General features: G+C 68.5%; 26 protein-coding genes. 10 read left to right on the forward strand and 16 right to left on the reverse strand.

Annotated elements, in window-relative coordinates; genetic code table 11:
* Positions 1-10: 10 nt before the first annotated feature.
* The 3 genes from fliG to ACSVDD_RS08110 form a co-directional block, all read right to left on the reverse strand.
* Positions 11-1,033: a flagellar motor switch protein FliG gene (gene fliG, locus ACSVDD_RS08100; RefSeq protein WP_448188821.1), complete on the reverse strand. Its 1,023-nt coding sequence runs from the start codon at positions 1,031-1,033 to the stop codon at positions 11-13.
* Positions 1,034-1,140: 107 nt separating this feature from the next.
* Positions 1,141-2,091: a bifunctional riboflavin kinase/FAD synthetase gene (locus ACSVDD_RS08105; RefSeq protein WP_448188822.1), complete on the reverse strand. Its 951-nt coding sequence runs from the start codon at positions 2,089-2,091 to the stop codon at positions 1,141-1,143.
* A gap of 138 nt (positions 2,092-2,229) precedes the next feature.
* The gene (locus ACSVDD_RS08110; protein ID WP_448188823.1) at positions 2,230-2,679 is read right to left on the reverse strand and encodes a MaoC family dehydratase; all 450 of its coding nucleotides are present in this window, start codon (positions 2,677-2,679) and stop codon (positions 2,230-2,232) included.
* A 375-nt stretch (positions 2,680-3,054) separates the two neighbouring features.
* On the opposite strand from ACSVDD_RS08110, the gene ACSVDD_RS08115 reads away from it, so the two are divergent.
* The 3 genes from ACSVDD_RS08115 (at position 3,055) to ACSVDD_RS08125 (ending at position 5,879) form a co-directional block, all read left to right on the forward strand.
* Positions 3,055-3,852, forward strand: coding sequence for an SDR family NAD(P)-dependent oxidoreductase (locus ACSVDD_RS08115; RefSeq protein WP_448188824.1), 798 nt, complete (start codon positions 3,055-3,057; stop codon positions 3,850-3,852).
* 84 nt (positions 3,853-3,936) lie between these two features.
* Positions 3,937-4,857, forward strand: a complete 921-nt coding sequence (locus ACSVDD_RS08120; protein ID WP_448188825.1) for an alpha/beta fold hydrolase — start codon at positions 3,937-3,939, stop codon at positions 4,855-4,857.
* Between the two features lie 8 nt (positions 4,858-4,865).
* Positions 4,866-5,879: a DUF6352 family protein gene (locus ACSVDD_RS08125; RefSeq protein ID WP_448188826.1), complete on the forward strand. Its 1,014-nt coding sequence runs from the start codon at positions 4,866-4,868 to the stop codon at positions 5,877-5,879.
* Here ACSVDD_RS08125 and ACSVDD_RS08130 read toward each other — a convergent pair.
* From ACSVDD_RS08130 to ACSVDD_RS08140, 3 genes are all read right to left on the reverse strand, one after another.
* Positions 5,830-6,315 (reverse strand): EVE domain-containing protein, encoded by a 486-nt coding sequence (locus ACSVDD_RS08130; RefSeq protein ID WP_448188827.1) that lies wholly within the window; start codon positions 6,313-6,315, stop codon positions 5,830-5,832. The two genes, ACSVDD_RS08125 and ACSVDD_RS08130, sit on opposite strands and share 50 nt — an antisense overlap.
* An 8-nt stretch (positions 6,316-6,323) precedes the next feature.
* On the reverse strand, positions 6,324-6,695 hold the full coding sequence (locus ACSVDD_RS08135) for a VOC family protein (protein WP_448188828.1): 372 nt from the start codon (positions 6,693-6,695) through the stop codon (positions 6,324-6,326).
* Between the two features lie 76 nt (positions 6,696-6,771).
* Positions 6,772-7,461 carry a helix-turn-helix transcriptional regulator gene (locus tag ACSVDD_RS08140; protein WP_448188829.1) on the reverse strand — a complete coding sequence of 230 codons (690 nt, stop codon included), beginning with the start codon at positions 7,459-7,461 and terminating at the stop codon, positions 6,772-6,774.
* 178 nt (positions 7,462-7,639) lie between these two features.
* On the opposite strand from ACSVDD_RS08140, the gene ACSVDD_RS08145 reads away from it, so the two are divergent.
* Together ACSVDD_RS08145 and ACSVDD_RS08150 are read left to right on the forward strand one after the other, a co-directional pair.
* Entirely contained in the window at positions 7,640-8,086 is a 447-nt protein-coding gene (locus tag ACSVDD_RS08145; protein WP_448188830.1) for a bacteriohemerythrin, read from the forward strand.
* A 351-nt stretch (positions 8,087-8,437) separates the two neighbouring features.
* Complete coding sequence (locus ACSVDD_RS08150; RefSeq protein ID WP_448188831.1) at positions 8,438-12,139, forward strand: vitamin B12-dependent ribonucleotide reductase; 3,702 nt, start codon at positions 8,438-8,440, stop codon at positions 12,137-12,139.
* Between the two features lie 75 nt (positions 12,140-12,214).
* Here ACSVDD_RS08150 and ACSVDD_RS08155 read toward each other — a convergent pair whose 3' ends face one another.
* Both ACSVDD_RS08155 and queE read right to left on the reverse strand, forming a co-directional pair.
* The gene (locus ACSVDD_RS08155) at positions 12,215-12,751 is read right to left on the reverse strand and encodes a 6-carboxytetrahydropterin synthase (protein WP_448188832.1); all 537 of its coding nucleotides are present in this window, start codon (positions 12,749-12,751) and stop codon (positions 12,215-12,217) included.
* Positions 12,748-13,395 carry a 7-carboxy-7-deazaguanine synthase gene (queE, locus tag ACSVDD_RS08160; protein WP_448188833.1) on the reverse strand — a complete coding sequence of 216 codons (648 nt, stop codon included), beginning with the start codon at positions 13,393-13,395 and terminating at the stop codon, positions 12,748-12,750. Before queE ends, ACSVDD_RS08155 begins: the two co-directional genes overlap by 4 nt.
* Positions 13,396-13,748: 353 nt before the next feature.
* On the opposite strand from queE, the gene ACSVDD_RS08165 reads away from it, so the two are divergent.
* Both ACSVDD_RS08165 and ACSVDD_RS08170 read left to right on the forward strand, forming a co-directional pair.
* On the forward strand, positions 13,749-14,261 hold the full coding sequence (locus tag ACSVDD_RS08165) for a sigma-70 family RNA polymerase sigma factor (protein WP_448188834.1): 513 nt from the start codon (positions 13,749-13,751) through the stop codon (positions 14,259-14,261).
* A complete protein-coding gene (locus ACSVDD_RS08170; protein ID WP_448188835.1) occupies positions 14,261-15,208 on the forward strand; it encodes an anti-sigma factor family protein in 948 nt (315 codons plus the stop codon). Before ACSVDD_RS08165 ends, ACSVDD_RS08170 begins: the two co-directional genes overlap by 1 nt.
* Before the next feature lie 76 nt (positions 15,209-15,284).
* On the opposite strand, the gene ACSVDD_RS08175 is transcribed toward ACSVDD_RS08170, so the two are convergent.
* The 4 genes from ACSVDD_RS08175 to ACSVDD_RS08190 all read right to left on the reverse strand — a co-directional run bounded on the left by ACSVDD_RS08175 (position 15,285) and on the right by ACSVDD_RS08190 (position 19,539).
* Entirely contained in the window at positions 15,285-16,625 is a 1,341-nt protein-coding gene (locus tag ACSVDD_RS08175) for an ABC1 kinase family protein (RefSeq protein WP_448188836.1), read from the reverse strand.
* Between the two features lie 6 nt (positions 16,626-16,631).
* Positions 16,632-17,186 (reverse strand): NADPH-dependent FMN reductase, encoded by a 555-nt coding sequence (locus tag ACSVDD_RS08180; protein ID WP_448188837.1) that lies wholly within the window; start codon positions 17,184-17,186, stop codon positions 16,632-16,634.
* A gap of 81 nt (positions 17,187-17,267) precedes the next feature.
* Complete coding sequence (locus ACSVDD_RS08185) at positions 17,268-17,669, reverse strand: bacteriohemerythrin (protein ID WP_448188838.1); 402 nt, start codon at positions 17,667-17,669, stop codon at positions 17,268-17,270.
* A gap of 64 nt (positions 17,670-17,733) precedes the next feature.
* Positions 17,734-19,539: a M3 family oligoendopeptidase gene (locus ACSVDD_RS08190; RefSeq protein WP_448188839.1), complete on the reverse strand. Its 1,806-nt coding sequence runs from the start codon at positions 19,537-19,539 to the stop codon at positions 17,734-17,736.
* Between the two features lie 131 nt (positions 19,540-19,670).
* Here ACSVDD_RS08190 and ACSVDD_RS08195 point away from each other — a divergent pair, with 131 nt between their 5' ends.
* Positions 19,671-20,063, forward strand: a complete 393-nt coding sequence (locus ACSVDD_RS08195; RefSeq protein WP_448188840.1) for a hypothetical protein — start codon at positions 19,671-19,673, stop codon at positions 20,061-20,063.
* Between the two features lie 18 nt (positions 20,064-20,081).
* Here ACSVDD_RS08195 and ACSVDD_RS08200 read toward each other — a convergent pair whose 3' ends face one another.
* On the reverse strand, positions 20,082-20,435 hold the full coding sequence (locus tag ACSVDD_RS08200) for a hypothetical protein (RefSeq protein WP_448188841.1): 354 nt from the start codon (positions 20,433-20,435) through the stop codon (positions 20,082-20,084).
* A gap of 384 nt (positions 20,436-20,819) precedes the next feature.
* On the opposite strand from ACSVDD_RS08200, the gene ACSVDD_RS08205 reads away from it, so the two are divergent.
* Positions 20,820-21,602 (forward strand): Crp/Fnr family transcriptional regulator, encoded by a 783-nt coding sequence (locus ACSVDD_RS08205; RefSeq protein ID WP_448188842.1) that lies wholly within the window; start codon positions 20,820-20,822, stop codon positions 21,600-21,602.
* 7 nt (positions 21,603-21,609) lie between these two features.
* On the opposite strand, the gene ACSVDD_RS08210 is transcribed toward ACSVDD_RS08205, so the two are convergent.
* The 3 genes from ACSVDD_RS08210 to ACSVDD_RS08220 form a co-directional block, all read right to left on the reverse strand.
* Positions 21,610-22,089, reverse strand: a complete 480-nt coding sequence (locus tag ACSVDD_RS08210; protein WP_448188843.1) for a hypothetical protein — start codon at positions 22,087-22,089, stop codon at positions 21,610-21,612.
* An 87-nt stretch (positions 22,090-22,176) separates the two neighbouring features.
* On the reverse strand, positions 22,177-22,692 hold the full coding sequence (locus ACSVDD_RS08215; protein WP_448188844.1) for a ComEA family DNA-binding protein: 516 nt from the start codon (positions 22,690-22,692) through the stop codon (positions 22,177-22,179).
* Between the two features lie 74 nt (positions 22,693-22,766).
* Positions 22,767-23,201 (reverse strand): Rrf2 family transcriptional regulator, encoded by a 435-nt coding sequence (locus ACSVDD_RS08220; protein ID WP_448188845.1) that lies wholly within the window; start codon positions 23,199-23,201, stop codon positions 22,767-22,769.
* 154 nt (positions 23,202-23,355) lie between these two features.
* On the opposite strand from ACSVDD_RS08220, the gene ACSVDD_RS08225 reads away from it, so the two are divergent.
* The gene (locus tag ACSVDD_RS08225) at positions 23,356-23,769 is read left to right on the forward strand and encodes a hemerythrin domain-containing protein (RefSeq protein ID WP_448188846.1); all 414 of its coding nucleotides are present in this window, start codon (positions 23,356-23,358) and stop codon (positions 23,767-23,769) included.
* Positions 23,770-23,914 lie beyond the last annotated feature (145 nt).

The raw sequence follows: 23,914 nt of genomic DNA on the forward strand, positions 1-23,914 counted from the left end.
AGCCGGCTCCTCAGTAGATCAGTTCGTTCTCGCCGCCACCCTCGGAGATGACGATCTCGCCGCGCGCCGCCAGGTCCTTGGCGAGCTGGACCATGTACATCTGCGCCTCGTCCACGTCGCGCACCCGCACCGGGCCCATCGCCGCCATGTCCTCGCGCATGATCTTGCCGGCGCGCTCCGACATGTTGGAGAAGAACAGGTCCTTCAGCGTCTCCGAAGCACCCTTCAAGGCGGTGCCCAGCTTGGTCTTGTCCACGTTCCTGAGCAACGTCTGCACGCCGGACGGGTCGAGCTTGGAGAGGTCCTCGAAGGTGAACATCAACGCCTTGATGCGCTCGGCGCTGTCGCGGTTGCGCTCCTCCAGCGCGGCCATGAAGCGGTGCTCGGTGGTGCGGTCCAGCCCGTTGAAGATCTCCGCCAGCATCTCGTGGCTGTCGCGCCGGCTGGTGCGCGCCAGATTGGTCATGAACTCGGTGCGCAGCGTGCGCTCGACGTCGTCCAACACCTCCTTCTGCACCGCCTCCATGCGCAGCATGCGCATGACGCACTCCATGGCGAAGCTCTCGGGCAGCTGGGTCAGCACGCGCCCGGCGTGCTCGGGGCGGATTTTCGAGAGCACCACGGCGACGGTCTGCGGGTATTCGTTCTTCAGGTAGTTGGACAGCACCTGCTCGGACACGTTGCCGAGCTTGTCCCACATGGTGCGGCCGGCGGGGCCGCGGATCTCCTCCATGATCACGTCGACCTTGTCCTTGGGCAAGGTCTTCAGCAGCAGGCGTTCGGTGGAATCGAAGGTGCCGACCAGCGAGCCGGTGGCCGACATCTGCTCGGCGAACTCGACGAACAGGCGCTCGATCAGGTTGGCCGAGACGGTGCCCAGGTTGGCCATCACCTGGGACAGTTCCTTGATTTCGTCGTCGTCCATCAGCGAGAACATCTTGGACGCGTGTTCTTCGCCCAAGGACAGCATCAGGATGGCCGCCTTCTCAGGTCCCGTCAGAGTGCGGTAGTCCTCGCGTACCTTGAGCGCCATAAACCCGTCTCCACCTCTTTACCGGCGGCAACCGCCGCGCGACGGGCACGACTATAGCGCATTCGCAACGCCGGGGGATGTGCCTTTCCTTGGACGCAGGGCGGTCCCTATACATCCCGCGGCTGGGCCAGCGCCCGGCGGGCGGCCTCGGCGTCTTGGATGATCTGCATCTTTAGATCGTCGAAACTGGCGAATCTTCTCTCCGGGCGAATGTGCTCGATGAGCTGGACGCGCAAATGCTGGCCGTACAGGTCGCCGGAAAAGTTGAGCAGGTGTGCTTCCAGCCGCTCCGTCGTGCCGCCCACGGTCGGGCGCAGGCCGAGGTTGGCGACGCCGTCGTGCCACACCGTGCCGGCGCCGTGGTCCACCCCGGCGCGCACGGCGTAGACGCCGAAGGCCGGGCGCAGGTACTCGCCCAGCTCGATGTTGGCGGTGGGGAAGCCGATGGTGCGGCCGCGCTGTTCGCCGTGTTCGACGCGGCCCTCGATCTCCCAGTAATGGCCCAGCAGGTGCGCGGCTTCCCGCGTGTTGCCGGCCAGCAGCGCGTCGCGCACGCGGGTCGAGGAATACACCCCGCCGCGCGGGTCGGTCACCGGGCCGACCGCGGTGACGCCGAAGCCGTGCGTGGCGCCATAGCGCTCCAGCAAGGCCACGTCGCCGGCCCGCTTGTGGCCGAACAGAAAATCACTGCCGCACACCGCGTGGCGGATGGCGAGGCCGCGGACCAGATCGTCCTCGATGAAGGATACGGCGGACTTGTGCAGGAAGCTGTCGTCGAAGTGGCAGACCACCAGCAGGTCCAGACCGAGCGCCTCCAGCTGGCGCGCCTTGACGCGGAACGGCGACAGGCGGAACTGCGGCACGTCCTTGCGGAAGACGCTGCGCGGGTGCGGCTCGAAGCTGACGACGCCGGCCGGGCAGCCCAGCTCGCGCGCGATGGCCTGCGCAGTGCCGATCACCGCCTGATGGCCGCGGTGCACGCCGTCGAAGTTGCCGAGCGCCAGAACGGCGCCGCGTGCGTCTTCGGGCAGATCGTCGGTGTGTCGGAACAGTCGCAAGGAGTGAGCCTCTCGCCGGAAGGCCGGGCGGTCCGCGGAACGGGCGGGCCGGACGGCTGGGCGAGTATATAGAACAGCGCCGACGCGGGGTAAACGCGTCGGCGCTGTATCGACGAACCTCGATACCGCCGCCGCGGATCAGCCGCGCGACGGAACCATCAGCATCGCTTCGCCTTCGAGCACGACGGTCTCACCGACGGTGCAGACCGTGCGCATGATGACGCGGCGCTTTTCCGGGATGATCTCGGTGATGGTGCCGCGGGCGGTGACGGTGTCGCCCGAGCGGACCGGCGCCTTGAACTTCAGTGTCTGCGAGATGTAGATGCAGCCCGGACCCGGCAGCTTGGTGCCCAGCACCGCCGAGATGAAGCCGGCCGACAGCATGCCGTGCGCGATGCGGCCCTGGAACATGGTGCCGCTGGCGTATTCCTGGTTCAGGTGCACCGGGTTGGTGTCGCCCGAGATGCCGGCGAACAGCACGATGTCGGCATCGGTGATCGTCTTGGCGTAGGCGGCCGTCATGCCAATGGACAGGTCTTCGATGTAGTGACCGTCCAATTCCTTCGAGATCTGACGAACGTCGTCCATACGCTGGGTCCTCTCTCTTCCGTGCTCCGCCGGTGCGGTGCAGCAAGCAATTGGTGCGGCGCGGTATATGCACCGCAGATGCATCATGACAACACATAGGGCGGAAAAAAATGGTTAATTTCCCCCGGGCGCGGCCAAAACGAGGGGCCTGTCTCCTTTTTCTCATCGCAGGTGCAAAACGGCCGATCCCCGAGTCGGATCCCATCCCAGGCGGGGTATCCATTCCTCGGCGCAGGAGATGGAAGACGCGCTTCCCCCTGACGGTCGGCCGCTCAATCATCAGCGACTCGGAGGATGACTTTCGGCAGGGTTGACCCCCGCCTTTACGGCACGAAGGTCTGACTGACGATCCGCCCGCAGCAAGGATGCCGTACGATGCCCTATCGTTTCGCCCTGGTGACCGGCGCCTCGTCCGGCATCGGCGCCGCCTTCGCCCGCGCGCTGCCGGCCGAGACCGACCTTTTGCTGACCGCGCGCAACGCCGAGGCGCTGGCCCAGGCGCGCCAGTCGCTGTCCCGTCCCGGCCGCACAGTGGAGGTGCTGTCCGCCGACCTCACCACCGGCGAGGGCCGCCAGGCGCTGATCGCCAGGGCCGAGGCGCTGGGCATCGACCTGCTGATCAACAACGCCGGGACTGGCGCCTTCGGCGCGGTCATCGCCAACAAGCCGGAGGAGGAGCGTGCCACCATCAACCTGAACGTCACGGCGGTGAGCGAGCTGACCCGCGCGCTGCTGCCGGGGATGATCGACCGCGCCGCGGCCAGCGGCCGGCGCGCCGGGCTGTTGCTGGTATCCAGCACCACGGCGTTCCAGCCCGTGCCCTACCTCGCCACCTACAGCGCCAGCAAGGCGTTCGTCCTGTCCTATGGCGAGGCGTTGGCGACGGAGTTGCGCCGCAAACCCATCGACGTGCTGGTGCTGTGCCCCGGCGCCACGCGCACGAACTTCGGCGAAAGCTCCGGCTTCGAGGTGGGCCGGCTGCCCGGCGCCGACGACGCCGACGATGTGGCGCGCGCCGGGCTGTCCGCCATCGGCCGGCGCACGGTGCACGTCATGGGCATGGGCAAGCGCACGGCGCTGGCGCCCTTCCTGTGGTCGCGCCACACCGCGGCCGGGGGCTTGGGGGCCGTGCTGTCGGTGTTCGACCGCGGCCGCCGGAGTTCGCGGATGTAAGGCATTCCGCTCCGCTGGACCGCCGGCCCGCGCGATGCTTCAATGCGCCCGCACGACGGAGGGATGATGGCGGACGCAAGTGGAGTGACGACGGGCACGGGGCCGGAGTTCGGCTGGCTGGATCTGCCCGACGGCGCGCGGCTGCGCACGGCCCGTTGGCGCGCCGGGACTGAGCCGCGCGGCACGTTCGTCCTGCTCACCGGCCGCGCCGAGTTCATCGAGAAGTATCAGGAAACCGCCGAAACGCTGGTGGCGCGCGGTTTCGACGTGTTTTCCATGGACTGGCGCAACCAGGGCCTCTCGACCCGGCCGCTCGCCAACCCGCAGGTCCACCACGTCGAGGATTTCGCCGGCCTCGCCGACGACCTGGAGCAATTCGTGTCCCGGGTGGTGGAACTGCAGGCACGCGGGCCGCTGCTGCTGATGGCGCATTCCATGGGCGGGCTGGTGGCGACGCTGTACGCGGCGCGCCAGCCCGACCGCTTCCGCGCGATGATCCTTTCCGCCCCCATGCACGACATCAACCTGCGCGGTTTGCCGGTGTGGCTGGCGCGCCGGCTGGCGGATGCCGCCTGCGCGCTGGGGTTCGGCAGCCGCTACGCCTTTGGCCAGGGCGACTACGACCCGCACGAGGCGGTCTTCGCCGGCAACGTCATCTCCAGCGACCCGCGCCGTTACGCCACCTTCCACGACGCCTTCCGCGACCGGCCGGAGCTGCGCGTCGGCGGCGTCACCTTCGGCTGGCTGCGCGCGGCGTTCCGCGCCGCCGACGCGGTGCGGACCACCGAACCGCTGGACCGCGTGCGCACGCCGGCGCTGTTGCTGAGCGCGTCCGGCGACCTCGTGGTGGACTCGAAGGCCCAGGCGGCGGTGGCGCGGCGCTGGCCCGGCTGCACGCTGGTGAGCTATCCCGACGCCCGACACGAAGTCCTGATGGAGCGCGACGAGATCCGCGACCGCGTGTGGGCGGACATCGACGCCTTCCTCGCCCGCCATTCCTTATAGAGCCCGCCATGCCCGATTTCTGGAAAAGCTCCGGCTACCATCTGCTGGACCGCGACGCCGGGGGAAGGCTCGCGGTGACCGACGACTTCCTGCGCGCCTACCTGCTGCGGCCGGAGATGCAGCCCCCGCCCGAGGCCTGCGCCAACGAGCGCGCGCTGTACGAGGGCCTGCTGGAGACCCCGCAACGCCCGGTGCCCGAATCCGCCATCACCGCGCTGGCCGATCCGGACGCGCGCGACAACTGGCAGGTCTTGCTGGCTTTCCGCGACCGCCTGATCGCGGCCGGCACGCTGGAGGCCTGCTACCTGCGCCTGTTCCGCGAGGGGGCGCGCGGCGTGCCGGGGCTGTTCGTCGACCAGCTCGTGCACGCCATCCTGCGCGGCATCCTCGACGAGACGCCGTCCGGCCTGCGGGCGCGGGCGGGCGAGCTGTTCTTCCGGGCGCAGACGGTATCGCTGGACGACGGGCGGGTGCGGCTGGCCGATTCCGAGACGGTCGCCATGCACGCCGCCACCGGCGGCTTCGGCAATCTGGGCAAGCTGGTGGTGGAGGCCGGCACGGCGCCGCGCTCGGTGGAGCTGGACGTGCTCGACGAGCGCTCGCACGCCCTCTACTGGGGCCGTGACGAAAAGTACGACACGGTGCTCGACGTCACCTTCGGTGCCGCGGGGCTGGACGCGCTGTGCCGGGTGCTGGAGCGCTGGGTGGCGCATTTCCTGGGCGTCGCGGTCACCGTCCACCCCGTGCAGACCATCAACGACGAGCGCTGGGTCTGGCACGTCGGGCTGGACGCCGAGGCGACGGCCATCCTCAACGACCTCTACCAGGGCGCCGAGGTGGCGGAGGAGCGCATGGCGCGAATCCTGGCGCTGTTCCGCCTGGAGTTCGCCGACCCCGCCGCCATGCGCGCCGACATCGCCGGCCGCCCGGTCTACCTCGCCATGGCGATGGCGCCCGACCGCACGCTGCGCCTCAAGCCGCAGAACCTGTTAGTAAACCTGCCAACAGCGGCAGTGTCCTGACGGGCGCTTTGGCGGGAAGCGACGCCGTCATGGCGGCGGCGATCACCTCCATGTCGTGGTCGCTGACCGTGAACAGCCCGAAGCGCAGCTGGTAGCCCCAGGACCGCCCACCCGCCGCGAGGTCCAGCGTCCCGAGCAGCGGCCGGATCGGTGCCTCGTGTGCGTCGATCCAGTCCACATCGCGGCGGAACGGGTGGAAGTCTCCGCCCATATCCGCCTGATAGGGCTCGCCGTCCTTGACGATGCCGATGGCGGTGAAGGCTTGCAGCGTGTCCGTGCCGCGGAACGTCGCGGTGGGCGAATAGTAGGCGACGCGGTCCCCCGGCCGCAGGCGGCGCAGCGGCGCCGCCTTGCCGTGGCAGACCTGCATGAAGCCGCCCGCACGCCCGATCTTGACATGCTCGCCCGAGGCGACCGCGATCCAGTTCGCGCTCATGGCCCTGCTCACGGCGCGGCCGGGGCGAACACCCGCAGGCGGTGGCCGTCCGGGTCGAGCGCCACGAAGGTGTGGCCGAAGTCCATGGCGGTGGGCTCCTGCGCGATGGGCAGGCCGCGCTGTTTCCAGTCCTGGTGGGTCGCGCGGACGGCGTCGGCGTCGGCGACCGTGAAGGCGACCTCCGCACCGCCGCCGGCCGCGGTGGCGGCGGGCTCCACCGTGTGCCGCGACCACAGCCCGAGCATGACGCCCGATTCCATGGCGAACATGGCGAAGGTCGGCGAGGCTTCCACCGGCTGCTTGCCCAGCAGCTCGGCGTAGAAGGCGGCGCTGGCCGAGGGGCTGTCGACATAGAGGATGACGAAGTTCAGGTCGCGCATGGCGTGGTCCTCACGGTTGGTTGCTCGTTGAGACGGACCTTAAGCGAGGCTGCTGACAGTTTCTGTCAGCAGTGTGCTACCGCGCGGCGATGCCCTCCACCTCCCGCCACTCCTTGAGCAGCGCCTGCCGCCGCCGCGGGTAGCGCGTCTCGGTCACCGTCAGCGCGGCGATGCGGTCGGTGCGGAAGTGGCGGATCGCCCCGCGCAGCTCGCACCACGCGACCACCACGCGCACGCGCTCGAAGAAGCCCAGCGCGAACGGCCAGATGACCCGCCGGGTCTCCGTCGCCGCCCCATCGCGGTAGGCGATGGCGAGCTTGCGCTCGCTGCGGATCGCCCGGCGGATGTCCGCGAGGTCGGCCTCCCCGGCGGCGACCGGCTCGCCCGGCCCGACCAGCAGCGCCGAGGCGTCGAGCGCCTCTCGCAGATCGTCCGGCAGCACCGCGGCGATCTTGGCCAGCGCGTTGCGCGCCGCGGCGCCGAGCTGCGCGTCCGCCCGCTCGGCGACCCACCGTGCGCCCAGCACCAGCGCCTCGATCTCTTCCTCCGAGAACATCAGCGGCGGCATCAGGAAGCCCGGCCGCAGCAGGTAGCCGATCCCCGGCTCGCCGTCGATTCGCGCCCCTTGCGCCTGCAACGCGGCGATGTCGCGATAGAGCGTGCGCAGGCTGACGCCCAGCTCGTCCGCGAGCGTGTGGCCGCTCACCGGCCGGCGGTGGCGGCGCAGGATCTGGATCAGGTCGAGAAGGCGTTCGGCGCGCGGCATGTCGGCATACCCCAGGGAATCGCCGACCTTACCATGCCCTGCTGCCAAACCATGTCAGCGGGGGCGCTGAGACATCATGCCGCCTTGGGCGCGGTCGCACGCACGCGTATAGACGCGCCTGGGAGAGCAACGACGCGGCTGCGCCGACAGCGGCTCGCGACAAGGGTGGACATTCCCCATGCATGCCAAGACCATGAAGGCCTCGTCCGACCCGCGTTGGGACGCGGTGGCATGGCAGGACGGATTCGGTGTCGGCCACGCCGTCATCGACGCCGACCACAAGCGCCTGTTCGAGCTGTTCAACGAACTGGTCACCGCCGTCAACGACAACCGGGCGGATTCGGAGATCGAGAGCGTGCTGGTCGAACTGCTGGAGTACACCGACAGCCACTTCGACCGCGAAGAGCAGATGATGAAGGCGCACGCCTACCCGGACTTCGCCATGCACAAGGCCATGCACGACACCTTCGTCCGCCAGATCCACGACGTGAACAACGCGCTGGACGCCGGGGGCGAGCAGGGCGCCTATGTGCTGGGCTTCCTCGCCAAGTGGCTGTCCGGCCACATCCTGAATGTGGACAAGAAGCTGGGCGCCTTCCTGCGCGAGCGCGGCGTCACCGCCTGAGCCCCCCTTGAGTCCGCGGCGGCACTCCGCATACCCTGCCGGATCGTCCGTCCGCACCGCCCCGCGCGGGGCCGCGAGCCACTAGATTTAGTGCCCGCCCGGCGCGAGCCTCGTTCCCCCTTCGTCTTACGCCGACTGCGAAACGGCGGCGCGGCTCCAACCCCTGGAACCGAAGGGAGATATACACGTTGTTCACAGGCACACCATATCCTGGGGATAAGTCGGGGGTCTCCCCCAGATCTGGTTGACCCACTTATCCTTCGTGGTAGGGTGCCCCCATCAGACGGCATCTGGAGTTCGGCAGGCAGCTCAGGCGCCGCCGGTCCATTGGGAAGGGAGCTCGAGTAGCACATGCGGATCCAGCGACGTTTCACGAGCGAAGGTCAGGACGCGTACGCCACCATCGGCTTCCGCCGCACCGGCAGCGAGATCCGCAACCCCGATGGCTCGGTTGTCTTCTCCCAGTCCGACATCGAAGTGCCGGAAGGCATGAGCCAGGTCGCCAGCGACATCCTGGCGCAGAAGTATTTCCGCAAGGCCGGCGTGCCCGCCGCCCTCAAGCCGGTCGAGGAGAACACCGTTCCCTCCTGGCTGTGGCGCAAGGAGGCCGACGAATCGGCGCTCGCCAACCTGCCCAAGGAACAGCGCGTGGTCGGCGAGACCTCGGCCAAGCAGGTGTTCGACCGTCTGGCCGGCACCTGGACCTATTGGGGCTGGAAGGGCGGCTATTTCGACTCGGAGGAGGACGCGCGCGCCTTCAACGACGAAATGCGCTTCATGCTGGCCGCCCAGATGGCGGCGCCGAACAGCCCGCAGTGGTTCAACACCGGCCTGCACTGGGCCTACGGCATCGACGGCCCGAGCCAGGGCCACTACTACGTCGATTTCAAGACCGGCCTGCTGACCTCCTCGGCCACCGCCTACGAGCACCCGCAGCCGCACGCCTGCTTCATCCAGTCGGTCGCCGACGACCTCGTCAACGACGGCGGCATCATGGATCTGTGGGTGCGCGAGGCGCGCCTGTTCAAGTACGGCTCGGGCACCGGCTCCAACTTCTCCCGCCTGCGCGGCGAGGGTGAGCGTCTGGCCGGCGGCGGCCGCTCGTCGGGCCTGATGAGCTTCCTGAAGATCGGCGACCGCGCCGCCGGCGCCATCAAGTCGGGCGGCACCACGCGCCGCGCCGCCAAGATGGTCACCGTCGACCTCGATCACCCGGACATCGAGAACTACATCGACTGGAAGGCGGTCGAGGAGCAGAAGGTCGCCGCCCTGGTCGCCGGCTCGAAGGTCTGCCAGCACCACCTGAGCCTCGTGATGGGCGCCTGCCAGAACGGCACCGACCCGAAGGAGAACAAGGAGCTCAAGCGCGCGATCGTCGCCGCCCGCAAGGCGCAGATCCCGGAGAACTACATCCAGCGCGTGATGCAGTTCGCCAGCCAGGGCTACACCCACATCGACTTCAAGACCTACGACACCGATTGGGATTCGGAGGCCTACCTGACGGTGGCCGGCCAGAACTCCAACAACTCCGTGCGCGTCTCCGACAAGTTCGTGCAGGCGGTGCTGGACGACGGCGCCTGGGATCTGATCCGCCGCACCGACGGCAAGGTCCACAAGACCCTGCGCGCCCGTGAGCTGTGGGACAAGATCGGCCACGCCGCGTGGTCGTGCGCCGATCCGGGCGTGCAGTTCGACACCACCATCAACGACTGGCACACCTGCCCCGAGTCCGGCCGCATCAACGCGTCGAACCCCTGCTCGGAGTACATGTTCCTCGACGACACGGCCTGCAATCTGGCGTCGCTGAACCTGATGACCTTCCGCCGGGCCGACGGCACCTTCGACGTCGAGTCGTTCGAGCACGCCTGCCGCCTGTGGACCATCGTGCTGGAAGTCTCCGTGCTGATGGCGCAGTTCCCGTCCAAGGAAATCGCCCAGCTCTCCTACGAGTTCCGCACGCTCGGCCTCGGTTTCGCCAACCTCGGCGGCCTGCTGATGTCGTCCGGCCTGTCCTACGACTCGGACGAGGGCCGCGCGCTGTGCGCCGCCATCTCCGCCGTGATGACCGGCGTCGCCTACGCCACCTCGGCCGAGATGGCGCAGGAGCTGGGGCCGTTCCCCGGCTTCGAGAAGAACCGCGAGCAGATGCTGCGGGTCATCCGCAACCACCGCCGCGCCGCCTTCGGCGAGTCGGAGGGTTATGAGGGGCTGGCGGTGAAGCCGGTTCCGTTCGTCGCCGACCTCTGCCCGGACGAGGATCTGGCCATGGCCGCCCGCCGCGTCTGGGACGAGGCGCTGAACCTCGGCGAGCAGTACGGCTACCGCAACGCCCAGGCCACGGTGGTCGCGCCGACCGGCACCATCGGTCTGGTCATGGACTGCGACACCACGGGCATCGAGCCGGACTTCGCGCTGGTGAAGTTCAAGAAGCTGGCCGGCGGCGGCTACTTCAAGATCGTCAACCGGCTGGTGCCGGAAGCGCTGACCACCCTCGGCTACTCCGATGAGGAGATCGAGGAGATGGAGCGCTACGCGGTCGGCCACGGCACGCTGAAGGGCGCGCCGGGCGTCAACCACGACACGCTGCGCGCCAAGGGCTTCACCACCGAGGCGCTGACCAAGCTGGAGCTGTCGCTGGGCACCGCCTTCGACATCAAGTTCGTCTTCAACAAGTGGACGCTGGGCACCGAGTTCATCACCACGGCGCTGGGCATTCCGGCCGAGCAGATCGACGCCCCCGGCTTCGACCTGCTGACCGCGCTCGGCTTCGGCAAGGCCGAGATCGAGGAGGCCAACACCTTCTGCTGCGGCGCCATGACGCTGGAGGGTGCGCCGTACCTGCGCGACGAGCACCTGTCGGTGTTCGACTGCGCCAACGCCTGCGGCCGCATCGGCAAGCGCTTCCTGTCCTGGCAGAGCCACATCACCATGATGGCGGCGGCGCAGCCCTTCATCTCCGGCGCCATTTCCAAGACCATCAACATGCCGAACTCGGCGACGGTGGAGGAGTGCAAGGACGCCTACCTGATGTCCTGGCGCCTGGGCCTGAAGGCGAACGCGCTGTACCGCGACGGCTCGAAGCTGAGCCAGCCGCTGTCGTCGGCGCTGATCGACGACGAGGACGGTGTAGACGAGATCGTCGACGCGCCGAACGCCGCCCGCACCCAGATGGTGTCCGAGCGCATCGTCGAGCGGGTGATCGAAAAGATCGTCGAGCGGAAGGTCTCCGACCGCCAGAAGCTGCCGCACCGCCGCAAGGGCTACACCCAGAAGGCGATGGTCGGCGGGCACAAGGTCTACCTGCGCACCGGCGAGTACGAAGACGGTCACCTGGGCGAGATCTTCATCGACATGCACAAGGAAGGCGCCGCCTTCCGCTCGCTGATGAACAACTTCGCCATCGCGGTGTCCATCGGCCTGCAATACGGCGTGCCGCTGGAAGAGTTCGTCGAGGCCTTCACCTTCACCCGCTTCGAGCCGTCGGGCTCGGTGCAGGGCAACGACGCCATCAAGATGGCGACGTCGGTGATCGACTACCTGTTCCGCGAGCTGGCGATCTCCTACCTCGGCCGCAACGATCTGGCGCACGCCACGCCGGACGACCTGCTGCCCTTCACCGTGGGCACCGGCGACAAGCAGGCCGACCTGCCCGACTCGCAGCAGGTGCAGCCGTCGGACATCGTCCGCCGGGTGGCGTCCACCGGCTACGTCCGCAACAACCTGCGCGTCCTCAACGGCGGGCAGGCCCAGCGCGCGGTGGCGGCGATGCAGTTGGCCCAGGCCACCGGCGCCGGTGCGGCGGCGGCGGTCGCCGGTTCGGTGGCGGTCGCCACGGCGACGACCGGCTTCGGCGGCGGCATGGCGTCCGGCACGGTGGCGACCGGCACGTCCTACGGCGGCAGCATGTCCGACAACCGCTACGACCGCGTCCGCGAGGCCCGCGCCCGCGGCTATGAGGGCGACCCCTGCGGCGAATGTGGAAACATGACGCTGGTCCGCAACGGGACTTGCCTCAAGTGCGACACCTGCGGCTCGACGACGGGCTGCTCGTGACCGGCTGCCATCCCAGCCGATGAAGGAAAGGGGCGCCGCGAGGCGCCCCTTTTCGTTTGCCGGCGAGGATTGGCGCTAAGCCGGATTGAGGCCGTATTCCGCCCAGCAATTCGGGGTTTCCCAGATGCGCAGCCGCGCCAGTTCGGCGAACCCGTCGCTGCGCTCGCTCACCTGCGCCGACAGGCGTCCGAACCAGTGAGCCGCCAGCTCCTCGGCGGTCGGGGGTGTCGGCAGAATGTAGAGCTTGGTTCCCAGCCGGCACTCATTGGTGGCGGCGAAGCCGTCCCGCGCGACTGTCGCCCGGACGGCGTCGATCCACCGGCCGGCATCCTGGCCTTCCGGCGCGAACATGGTCAGGAGTTCGACGTCGTCCACCTGGGCGATGAAGCCGTGGTCGCACGGAGCGTCGATCACCGCCATCATCTCCTCCTTCAGGAACCCGAAATCGAGCACCATTCCGCTCTGCTCGCCGGCCTCGTGCAGGCGCGCCGCGCGGCATGTGGCCTCGACCTCGTAGCGATGGCCATGGATGTGCCGGCATTTGGAGCCGTGCGTCATGATGCGGTGCCCGGCATCGACACCGATGCGCCGCGTAACCTGAAAGCTGCTCACGGTATCCCTACCAGTTTGTGTGTCTGCAATCCCAGGCGCCAGCGCGGGTGACGCCGGCACCAGTCCAGGCAAAGCGCCAGCGCATCGGCCGCCCCCGGCCCATCCATCGGCTGAAGAAAGAAGTGCTCGAAGCCGAGCGTCCCCAGCGCCGCCAAGTCCAGGCCATCCTGTGGCCAGACGACCTTCAGCTCGTTGCCGGAGCGCTGCGCCAGGGGCGCGCCCGCCTTGGGGCTGACGCAGATCCAGTCCAGCCCGGCCGGGGCGGGCAGCGTTCCGTTGGTCTCCACGGCGACCGCGAAGCCGCGCCCATGCAGGGCGTCGATCAAGGCGCCGTCGAGCTGAAGGAGAGGTTCGCCGCCGGTGCAGACGACGTAACGGCGCCCGTCGTCATCCGGCGACACCGCGTCCCGCCAGCAGGCTTCGACCGCATCGGCGAGCCCGTCGGCCGACGCGAAGCGCCCGCCGCCGCCTCCGTCCATGCCGACGAAGTCCGTGTCGCAGAAGGTGCAGATCGCGGCGGCCCGGTCGTCCTCGCGGCCGCTCCACAGATTGCAGCCGGAAAAGCGGCAGAACACGGCGACGCGCCCGGTCTGCGCTCCTTCACCCTGCAACGTATGGAAGATCTCTTTGACGGCGTAGCTCACGCGTGCTCCCCGGCCATGTCGGGCACGGTATATCAGTTGCCGCCGGATTCGGCGACAGCGTTGGGGCGACGGCGTCGGCGATCCCGCGCCGCCCTCCGGCCGCAAACTTTTTCGCCCCGTGCAAACTTTTTCCGGCGCAAACAGTTGCCATTTCAATGCCCTAAACCCGGCGCTGCCATGATTCTGACGAAATTCCGCTACACGGGCTCCACAGTGTGGAATAAACCTCGCGAGGGCCGTGTTTCTCAGGTCGGCACCGGACTTCGGGGCGACCTGGGAACCGCGGCCGCGTCTTCCTACTTGTGGGTGGGCCGCACGTCTGGCGGCGCTGCCTGGAACGATCGGGTGCGCGGTTGAGCAAATTCGGGGTCGAGCTGGAGGTCCACATCGCGTCGCTTCGCCGCTATGCGCGGTCGCTGCTGCGCAACCGCGTGGACGCCGAGGATCTGGTGCAGGAGGCTCTGGCGCGTGCGATCTCGCGCGCCGACAGCTTCCAGGCGGGGACGAACCTGCGGGCATGGCTCTTCACCATCCTGCACAACGTCCACGTCAATCAGGTCCGCTCCCGCGTGTCGCGCCCGGACGAGGTTCCGATCGACGCGGTGGAGCACCGGCTGACCACGCCGGCCCGGCAGGAGGAGCGCGTCGAGGTCCGCGAAATGATGCGGGCGGTGGACGAGTTGCCCGACGAGCAGCGGCAGGTGCTGATGCTCGTGGCGCTGGAGGGCCTGAAATACGAGGAGGTCGCCGAGGTCCTCGGCGTTCCGATCGGCACCGTCATGTCGCGCCTCTCCCGCGGGCGCGAGGCGGTGCGGACCAAGATGTCCAGTGGCGGGGCCGCGGCGGGCCTGCGGAGGGTGAAGTGATGACGGCGCATCGGCTGAAGGACGAAGATCTGCACGCCTACGTGGACGGCTATCTGGACGGCGACCGCCGTCTGGCCGTCGAGCGCTGGCTTGCCGACGACCAGGACGCGGCCCGCAAGGTCGAGGACTACCGCGCCCAGGCCGCCCTGCTGCACGAGATCTTCGACCCCGTGCTGCGCGAGGAGTTCGACCCCGCGACCCAGGGCCTCGCCGACCAGCTCAAGGGCCGCATCGCCGGCAACGACAATCGCCCGGCCTGGCACGCCAAGCCCCTGGTGCGCATGGCGGCGGCGATCATGCTGCTGGTTAGCGGCGCGGCCGGCGGCTATTTCGGCCGCGGTGTCACCGGCCCTTTGCCGGCCACCCAGCAACAGCGCCAGACCCTGCTGACCTTCGCCGAGGAGGCCGCCCAGGCCCACCGCTTCTACACCGCCGACGAGCGCTATCAGGTGGAGATGGGGGCCGACGACCCCGGTGCCTTGGACAGCTTCCTGTCGCAGCGCCTGGGCAAGGAGGTGTTCGGCCCCGACCTGTCGAAGGTCGGCTACCGCCTGATCGGCGGCCGTTCGCTGCCCACCGAGCTCGGGGCCGGTGCGCAGTACATGTACATCAACGATCAGGGCAAACGGATCACCCTGTTCGCCGGCTCCGCTCCGGCCGACCAGACCAACAACTTCAGCTTCACCCAGAAAGGCGACGTCGCGACCTTCTACTGGGTTGAGGGCCAGATCGCCTACGCGCTGATCGGCCGCTTGTCGAAGGACGAGCTGATGGGCATCACCAAGGCCGTCTACGAGGATGTCAAGGCCGGCCGCCGCCTCGCCCCGCCGCCTCCGCCGCCGCAGAAGAACCCGGAAGAGAAGAACCCGGACCAGCAGCACCGCGACGGCGAGCAGGGCAACGGCGTCCAACCCGTCAGCGACACCCACAAGCCTAAGGACAGCTAGGGCAGGGAAGGGACTGCGAGAGGCTCTGCCTCTCGCGCTCTCCGCCAAGGGCCGGTCGGCCCTTGGATCCCGGCCTTTAGACGGGAAGCGGCACGCGGTGCGCCGTCAGGGCTTCCGTCTGCCGGCGTTCCAGCTCCGCCACGTCGAAGTCCTTGATCAGGTCCTGGAACAGGCGGAACCAGTTCACCTCGGCTTTCAAATGCAGGAAGACCGAGCCCAGGCCGATCGCCGCGCGGTCCATGAAGACGAACTCGCGCGGCACCTCGACGCCGCCGACGCGGCGCAGCTCGGCGTGCACCTTCTCCGCCGTCTCGCGGCCGTAGTGGCCGGCGTTGGTCTCCTCGATGCGGCGGGTGCGGTCCTCCATGATCGGGGCGTAGACGAAGCGCGCCCAGATGTTCAGCACCTCCACCAGCTCCCGCGACGGGTTCACGAAGCCCCAGGTGCGGTACGCCTCGACCGCCCCGTCCTCGTCCCCGGCGCGCAGCGCGTTGTAGAGGTCGATCACCCCCTTGACGAAGCTCGGGTGGAAGACGCGCACGCAGCCGAAATCCAAGAGGTTGATCGAGCGGTCCGGCCGCACCGTGTAGTTCCCCAGATGCGGGTCGCCGTGGATGACGCCGTAGCCGTAAAACGGCACGTACCACGCCCGGAACATGTTGAGCGCCAGATCGTCGCGCGCCTCGGGGTGCTCCTTGACGAACTCCAGGATGCGCCGGCCCTCCGCCCACTCCAGCGTCAGCAGCCGTTTGGTGGACAGCCCGTGCACCACCGCCGGCACGTGCACGCCCGGCGTCTCGGCCAGCATGGCGCGGTAGAGGCCGGCGTGCCGGCCCTCCAGGTCATAGTCCAGCTCCTCGCGCAGGCGGGCGCCGATTTCCGCCTGGATCTGCTTGGTCGAGATGGCGCTGTCCGAGCGCTCGAAGATGGCGAAGATCAGTGCCAGCTGGCGCAGATCCGCCTCAACCGCAGAGGCCATGTCCGGGTACTGGAGCTTGCAGGCCAGCACGCGGCCCTCGTGGTCCACCGCTTTGTGCACCTGGCCCAGCGAGGCGGCTGCGGCGGCGGTGTGCTCGAAGCGGCTGAACTTCGCTTGCCACGTGGGGCCGAGTTCCGCCGACATGCGGCGCTTGACGAACGGCCAGCCCATGGACGGCGCGTCGGCCTGGAGTTGCGACAGCTCGCTCACATACTCGCGCGGCAGGGCGTCGGGGATGGTCGAGAGGATCTGCGCCACCTTCATCAGCGGGCCTTTCAGCCCGCCCAGCGCCAGACGCAGCTCCTCGGCGTGGCGCTGGCGCGCGACGGGGATGCCCAGCACGCGCTCTCCGGCGAAGCGGGCCGCAAGCCCGCCGACGGCGCTGCCGACCCGCGCATACCGCGCGATCCGCCCGCCAAGTGTGTTCTCTTCAGCCACCCCGCCTCACTCCCCGCGCAGCCGCCGCGTCCACGCCGCCAGCGCGGTCAGCAGGGCGGCGACCTTGCCCGGCACGGACCCGTCCTTCAGCGAGCCGTCGGGGTTGAAGGATTCGGCGTTGCGCACGAGCAGTTCGGGCTTGTTCAGCGGGTGCAGGTCGAGGAACACGCAGGTCTGGCGCAGATGGTATTGCGAGCGCGCGGTGCCCAGGCCGCCGCCGGCGCCCATCAGGGCCAGCGGCTTGTCGGCGAAGGGCTGGTCGGGCGGGCGCGAGGCCCAGTCGATGGCGTTCTTCAGCACGCCGGGGATCGAGTAGTTGTACTCCGGGCAGGCGATCAGCAGCGCGTCCGCCGCGCGGATGCGCTCGCGGAAGTCGCGCACCGGCTCCGGCAGGCCGGCGGCCTCGACGTCGCCGTTGTAGAGCGGGATGGGGGAGAGGTCGAAGACCTCCAGCACCATGCCCTCGGGCACGACCTCCGTCGCCACCCGCAGCAGGCTGCGGTTGGTCGATGCCTTGCGCAACGACCCGGCAAAACCCAGAACGTGGATTGGCGGCGCCATGCCGTCCCTTTCTCATGTGTGCCCGAGAGGGGGCCCAAAGGAGGAGTGGGGTGGCGGAGCGCCTTCGACAAGGGGGAGCGGTCAGCCGCCCTGCGAGCGGATCCAGGCGGCGGTGGCGCTGTCCATGGTGTTCTTGTGGGAAATGAACCAGTTCGGCACCATCTCGCGCACGTACCCGCGGGCGAGCGGGAGGTTGCCGGCGGCCAGCCGCTTCTCGATGCCCTCCAGCTCCAGGCGCACGCGGTCGTGCTCGTGCTTGTGGATGGGGTAGGCGGGGAAGCCGTACTGCTGCATCAGCTCCTCCTCATGGGCGAGGTGCTCGCGCAGGTGGGTGGCGAAGCCGGCGAACTGGGCGCTGAAATCGGCGTCCTCGGCGGCACCGCAGGTGGCGAGGAGTTCCACCGTCTCCTGGTGTTCCGCGTCGATGATGGCGTTGCCGATCTTGAGGCTGTCGTCCCAGGTCAGGGCGGGCAGGGCGGGCATGTGGCCTCCGAATTGAATTCGGCCGGGACCTTACCACCCCGCCCCACCGTTCACTTGATTAATATCAAGTGGCGCTTTCCAACTCATCAATGAAGCCGCGGATGACATCGAGGCCCTTCTGCCAGAACGCCGGGTCGGACGCATCGAGCCCGAACGGCGCCAGCAGGTCCTTGTGGCGCAGCGTGCCGCCGGCCTCCAGCATCGCCAGATAGCGCTGGGCGAAGCCGGCGTCGGCCTCCTGATAGACCGCGTACAGCGAGTTCACCAGACAATCCCCGAACGCGTAGGCGTAGACGTAGAACGGCGAATGCACGAAGTGCGGGATGTAGGCCCAGTAATTGCGGTAATTCTCGTCGAAGCGCAGCGTCGGGCCGAGGCTGTCGGTCTGCACGGCCATCCAGATCTCGCCGATGCGCTCGGGCGTCAGCTCGCCCTCGCGGCGCTCGTTGTGGACGCGGGTCTCGAAATCGTAGAAGGCGATCTGCCGGACCACGGTGTTCAGCATGTCCTCGACCTTGGTCGCCAGCATGATGCGGCGGCGCTTCGGGTCGGTTTCGGCGTCCACCAGGGCGCGGAAGGTCAGCATTTCGCCGAACACCGAGGCGGTTTCGGCTAGCGTCAGCGGCGTGTCGGACATCAGGTGCCCCTGCCGCCCGGCAAGGATCTGGTGCACGCCGTGCCCCAGCTCGTGCGCCAGCGTCATCACGTCGCGCGTCTTGCCCTGGTAGTTGACCAGCAGATAGGGGTGCGCGCTGGGCACCGTCGGGTGGGCGAAGGCGCCCGGCGCCTTGCCGGGGCGCACCGGCGCGTCGATCCACGCATTGTCGAAGAAGCGCTTGCCGTATTCCGCCAGCTCCGGCGAAAAGCGCCCATAGGCGCCGAGCACCAGATCTCGCGCCTCGTCCCAGCGGATGGTGCGGTCGGCGTCGTCGGGCAGGGGCGCGTTGCGGTCCCAGTAATCCAAATGCGTCTGGCCGAACCATTTGGCCTTCAGCGCGTAGTAGCGGTGCGACAGGTCCGGGTAGGCCTGCTTGACGGCGGCGACCAGCGCCTCCACCACCTCGTCCTCGACGCGGTTGGACAGGTTGCGCGACGACACCGGCGTGCGGTAGTTGCGCCACTTGTCCTCGATCTCCTTGTCCTTGGCCAGCGTGTTGGTGATCAGCGCGAACAGGCGGGCGTTGTCGCCCAGCACGCGGCCGACCACCTCGCCGGCCTCGCGGCGCACGGCGGCGTCGCGGTCGGACAGCTTGTTCAGCGCCTCGGCGCAGGTCAGGTCCTTCCCCCCCATGGGAAAGCGCAGCCCGGCGATGGTCTCGTCGAACAGGCGGTTCCAGGCGGCGCGGCCCACCACGTGCTTCTCGTGCAGCAGCCGCTCCAACTCGTCGGACAGCTGGTGCTCGCGGTAGAGCCGGACGTCGCGGACCCACGACGCGTAGTGCGCCAGATCCTTCGAGGCGCGCAGGCGGGCTTGCAGCGCCTCCTCCTCCAGCCGGTTGATCTCCAGCGTGAAGAAGACGAGGTGGGTGGAGATGCCGTTCACCCGCTCCTGCGCCGACTGGTAGAACTTGCCGATGTCCGGGTCGGCCATGTTGCCGGAATAGACCAGCCCGGCGTAGGACATGGCGCGCGACAGCACCTCGTCGATGCGCTCGTACTCGGCGATGGCGCGGGCGAGGCCGTCGCCGTCCAACTCGGCCACCCGGCCGGCGTAGACATCGTGAAAGGCCTTGGCGTCCACATCCATGCGCGCGAGGTCGGCCTTCAGCTCGGGCGACTCCGTCCCCGGATAAAGGTCGCCCAGGTCCCAGATGGGAAGCTGGCCCAAATCGGGGCCGGCGGACGTGTCCAGGGCGGCGCTGCGGATCATGCGTGGTCCTCTCGGGGGTAACATCGTCCTCCCCGATATAGGCGGAGCGGCCGGCAATGGAAAGGCGCCGCGACGTTTGCCCCGCACCGCGGTTCTCCTGGGCGAGGAAACCACGTCCAAGGAGTGCACGCATGCGTACGTTGAGCCTGACCGTCGCCGTGGCCGGATCGCTTCTCCTGCTGGCCCCCGCGGCAATGGCGCAACAGCAGCAGGACCAGGGCTGGCGGGGGACGCTCGACCAGCTGAACCGCGCTGTCAACCCGGACACCCAGCAGCAGCGCGACGAACGCCGCGAGCGGGACTTGGACCAGGACCGCGACCGCAGCGGCCAGTACGACGACCGCACCGACAGCCGCAACCGGCGCCTGGAGGGCTCGTCGGGCAGTTCGTCCGGCCAGTTGCGCAGCTATTCGGACGGGGACATCCGCGACCGCTGGAACCGCCTCAGCGACGAGCAGCGGCAATTGCAGCGCGAGCGCCGTGCGCTGGAGGACGAGATGGACCGCCGGGGCCTGCGCCGCTAAAGGCTCGGTGCGGTCCGCTTATCCGCCCGATTCCTGGACGCGGCGGATGGCGGCCTCGACGCATTGCATGTGCAGCTTGCGCTTGGCCAGCGAGCGCCCGCGCGTCTCGTCGGGGTCGGTGGTCGGCATCGCCTCGATGCGGCAGCCGCGCCAGCCCTGCGCGTCCAGCGCGCGGGCAACCTCGGCGTAGCCGAAATAGCCGTTGTCCGGCTGGTCCCACGGCGAGCGCAGATCGACCCGGCGCAGCACGAAGCGGTTCGACTGGCTGCTCGCCCCGGCGTTGGTCAGCCGCGCCACGATCAGCCGCTCGCCGTCCGGTTGGACGACGGCGAGGATCGGGCGGATTCCGGTGACGGGCGGATCGTAGGACATGCGCGCTGACGCTGGGCGGGGCTTGGCTATCCTGTAGAGGGTGTGGCGCCGATTGACCAGCGCCCAGTGCGCCATCCCCGGCAAAACCGCACGGAGCGGCGCGGGGATGCCTTAGGGTTGTGTCTGCCGGTTGAAGTGTCCGAAAACCCAGGAAAAGCCATATATGAAATAGGTCATAAGCAACGTCCGCCGAATCGAAGCTTGATAATTATCAAGAATGCGGAGGTCTTTGTTTCGTGTTACCTCGAATAGACAGAACAATTGATTTGGATCACTGTTTGCCGCACCAATCGCAGCCAGCCTCTGCCCATCGGCATAGGGCTCTACCCCGATGAGGGGCGATCCTTCCGGCCGAACCAGCAAAAACCCGGTCAGGAGATGGGGATGCCGTTTTCGGTGGCTTCCTGCGGCGACGCAGGCGCAGAGCGCGCGATGATCTCCCAGGTCGAGGCCAAGCCGGCGCCCGCCGGGCAGCGCGAGACGTTCTGCTCGTCGTGCCAGGCCCGCAACAAGGGGATGTGCGGGGCGGTGCCGGCGGCAGAGCTTTCGGGGCTTGGCGCGATTTCCCGCACCCGGGTGCTGGCTTCCGGCATGCCCGTGGCCCGCGAGGGCGACCACGCGGACGCCGTCTACACCGTCGTGTCCGGCATGCTGAAGCTCTACAAGATGCTGCCCGACGGGCGGCAGCAGATCACCGGCTTCGCCACCAGCGGCGACATGGTGGGCCTGTCCTACGGCGAGACCTTCGCCTACACCGCCGAGACGATCACTGCCGCCACGGTCTGCCGCTTCCCGCGCAACGGGCTGACGGTGATGATGGGGCGGCATCCGGCGCTCCAGGCCCGGCTGCTGGCGATGACCTCTATCGAGTTGACCGCGGCGCAGGACCAGATCCTGCTGCTCGGCTGCAAGAACGCGGCGGAGCGCATCGGATCGTTCCTGCTGGCGCTGGCGCGCCGTTCGGCGGAGGAGGGGGTGACGGAGACGACCGTCTTCCTGCCCATGCAGAAGACGGACATGAGCGCCTATCTCGGCCTGCGGCCGGAGACGCTGTCGCGCCAGTTCCGCAAGCTGGAGGAGTCCGGGCTGATCGAGCGCGTCGCCGCCGACCGCATCCGGCTGATCGACATGGCCGCGCTTGCGGATCTGGCCGGCCGGGCGGGGTAGGGCGGCGTCACGCGGTCGCCAGGGACATCGTCCGCTCCGCCTCCACGGCCCCCCTTCCCAGCGTGTCGCCGTTCAGGCGGTAGCCGTGCTCGCGGAACAGCGCGGGAACGTCGCAGCGCGGGACGGTGGCCGCCGAGATGGCGCCCGCGTCCACCGCGACCCTTTCCGCTCCGAAACGTTGTGCCAGCTGGTCGATAGCCTCGATCAGGCCCGCGGTGGTGGCGGGTGCGTCGAACAGGCCGGCAACGGAGAACGGGCCGATCCTCAGCGTCCCGGCCCCGTCCAGCGCATAGCAGAACAGGCCGCGGATGTGGCCCGTGCCCATCCGGCAGGCGATGATTCCGCGCGGCGCCCCCGGCTGCACGAACGGCGCGGCCATGGCGCGCCATTGCGCCGGCGTCATCGCCGGGCGCAGGGGCTGCACGACCGGGAACGCCTGATCGATGTGCTCCGGCGGGAGGGGAGCGACCATGAAGCTCTTGGGCATCGGGGGTCCTTTCGCAAGGCACCTTGCCCGCATTCGCCGGCCGGGGCCTTGATCCCGATCAGGCGTCCGTCGCGCCGCTCCCGTCCATCACACACTCAGCTTCCCGCGCAGCTCGTCCACCGCTTTCTTGGGCAGCAGCTTGCGGGCGGCCAGTTCGTCCACGGCCTGGAAGGGGCGGGCCTCGACGATCTTCTGCGCGCGTTTCGGCCCGATGTGCTTCAGCGAGGCCAGCGCGTCCGGCGCCGCCCGGTTCAGGTCGATGAGCGCCACGGCCGCGGCGGTCACGCCCCCGGCCACCTCCAGCGCGCGATCGATCGCCTTGGCGGTCTTGCCCTTCTTCTTGCCGGCGGTGACGGCGCCGTGCACGCTTACCGCCGCACCGACAATGGCCGCGGCGGCATCGACCACCGCGCGCACCGTGTCGCCGATGCCCACCGCGCCGGCCTTGGGGGCCTTAGCGGTTCGGGGGGGCGGGGTGGGCTTCGCCGCGCGCGCCGGCGCCTTTCTGGCTTCGGCGGTTTTTGTGGTCTTGGCCGTCGCAGCCTTGGCCGCGGGCTTTTTCGGTTCGGTCGGCTTGGTGGTCTTCGTGGTCTTGCTCGGCATGGCAGATCCTCCGGCTTTTCAGGAAAAACCCACAGGAGGGGGCCGTGTTCCCAAGCTCACGCTGAAACGTCGCCTCAGCCGTTCGGCAAATCGAGCAGGCGAGCCATTTCGGCGGGGGCCGCCACCACGTCGGCCAGCGTATAGCGCGACAGCACGCCGATGAACGCGGCCAGCGCCTCGCCCAGGATGCCCTTGAGCCGGCAGGCCGGCGTGACGCGGCAGGCGTTGCCCGACGCGAAGCACTCGACCAGTTCCATATCCTCCAGGTGCCGCACCAGTTCGCCGAGGTTGATGGCATCCGGCGCCCGGGCAAGCCGCAGGCCGCCACCCTTGCCCCGCACCGCATCGACGTAGCCGAGCCGGCTCAACTCCTGCACCACTTTGACCAGATGATTGCCGGAGATGCCGTGGCGGTCCGCGATCTCCTGAGTGGTCGCCAGCGCATCGCGCTTCAGCGCGCAATAGGTCAGAACGCGGATTCCATAGTCTGTGTATCGCGTGATCTGCATCCCGCATCCTAAGGCATGGCGAAGCGTTCAATGAAAGGCGAAAAACGTCCAATCAAAGCACGTTGAAATTGCATAGCGGCCCTGCCGGATTTGCGCGCCGCTCGCTCGCTATAATATGCACTATAAATGCATATTAAAACAAGGAGGCATGGTGATGTCGAATCTGGTTAGCAGCCTGAAGAACGAGCACGCGCAGCTGAAGGAGCTTCTGGACCGCGTGAAGGTGCTGGGCATCGGCACGGAGGAGGGGCGGCGGACGCTGCGCGGTGCGCGTCAGGTGTTCGTCGATCACATCGCGCACGAGGACCGGGAGTTCTACCCGGCCTTCCTGGCGGCCTCGGCCGGCCGCCCCGATGCCGAGCGTCTGGCGATGCAGTTCGCCAGCGAGATGACGGCGATCAGCAAGGACATCCTGGGCTTCTTCGACAAGTACAAGGACGGCGGTTCGGGGCTGGAGTACGCCCGCGACTTCGGCCGCTTGTCCGCCGCGCTGTTCCTGCGCTGGCACAAGGAGGAAAGCGTCCTCTACACCCGGTATGCTGAGCTCGCCGCGAAGACGGCGGCGTAGCTGGTGCGCTGCGGCACGGGCGGATGGCGGCCGCCCGTACCCGGTGCTTCTTGCCACGGCCGGCGAAACGCTATAGGATCGAAGTCCTCAAGCGCCCGAGATGCGTCTGGCGGGAAGCGGCGGAATGCAACGCTCGGCATTCCTG

The organism is Azospirillum terrae (assembly GCF_053470425.1).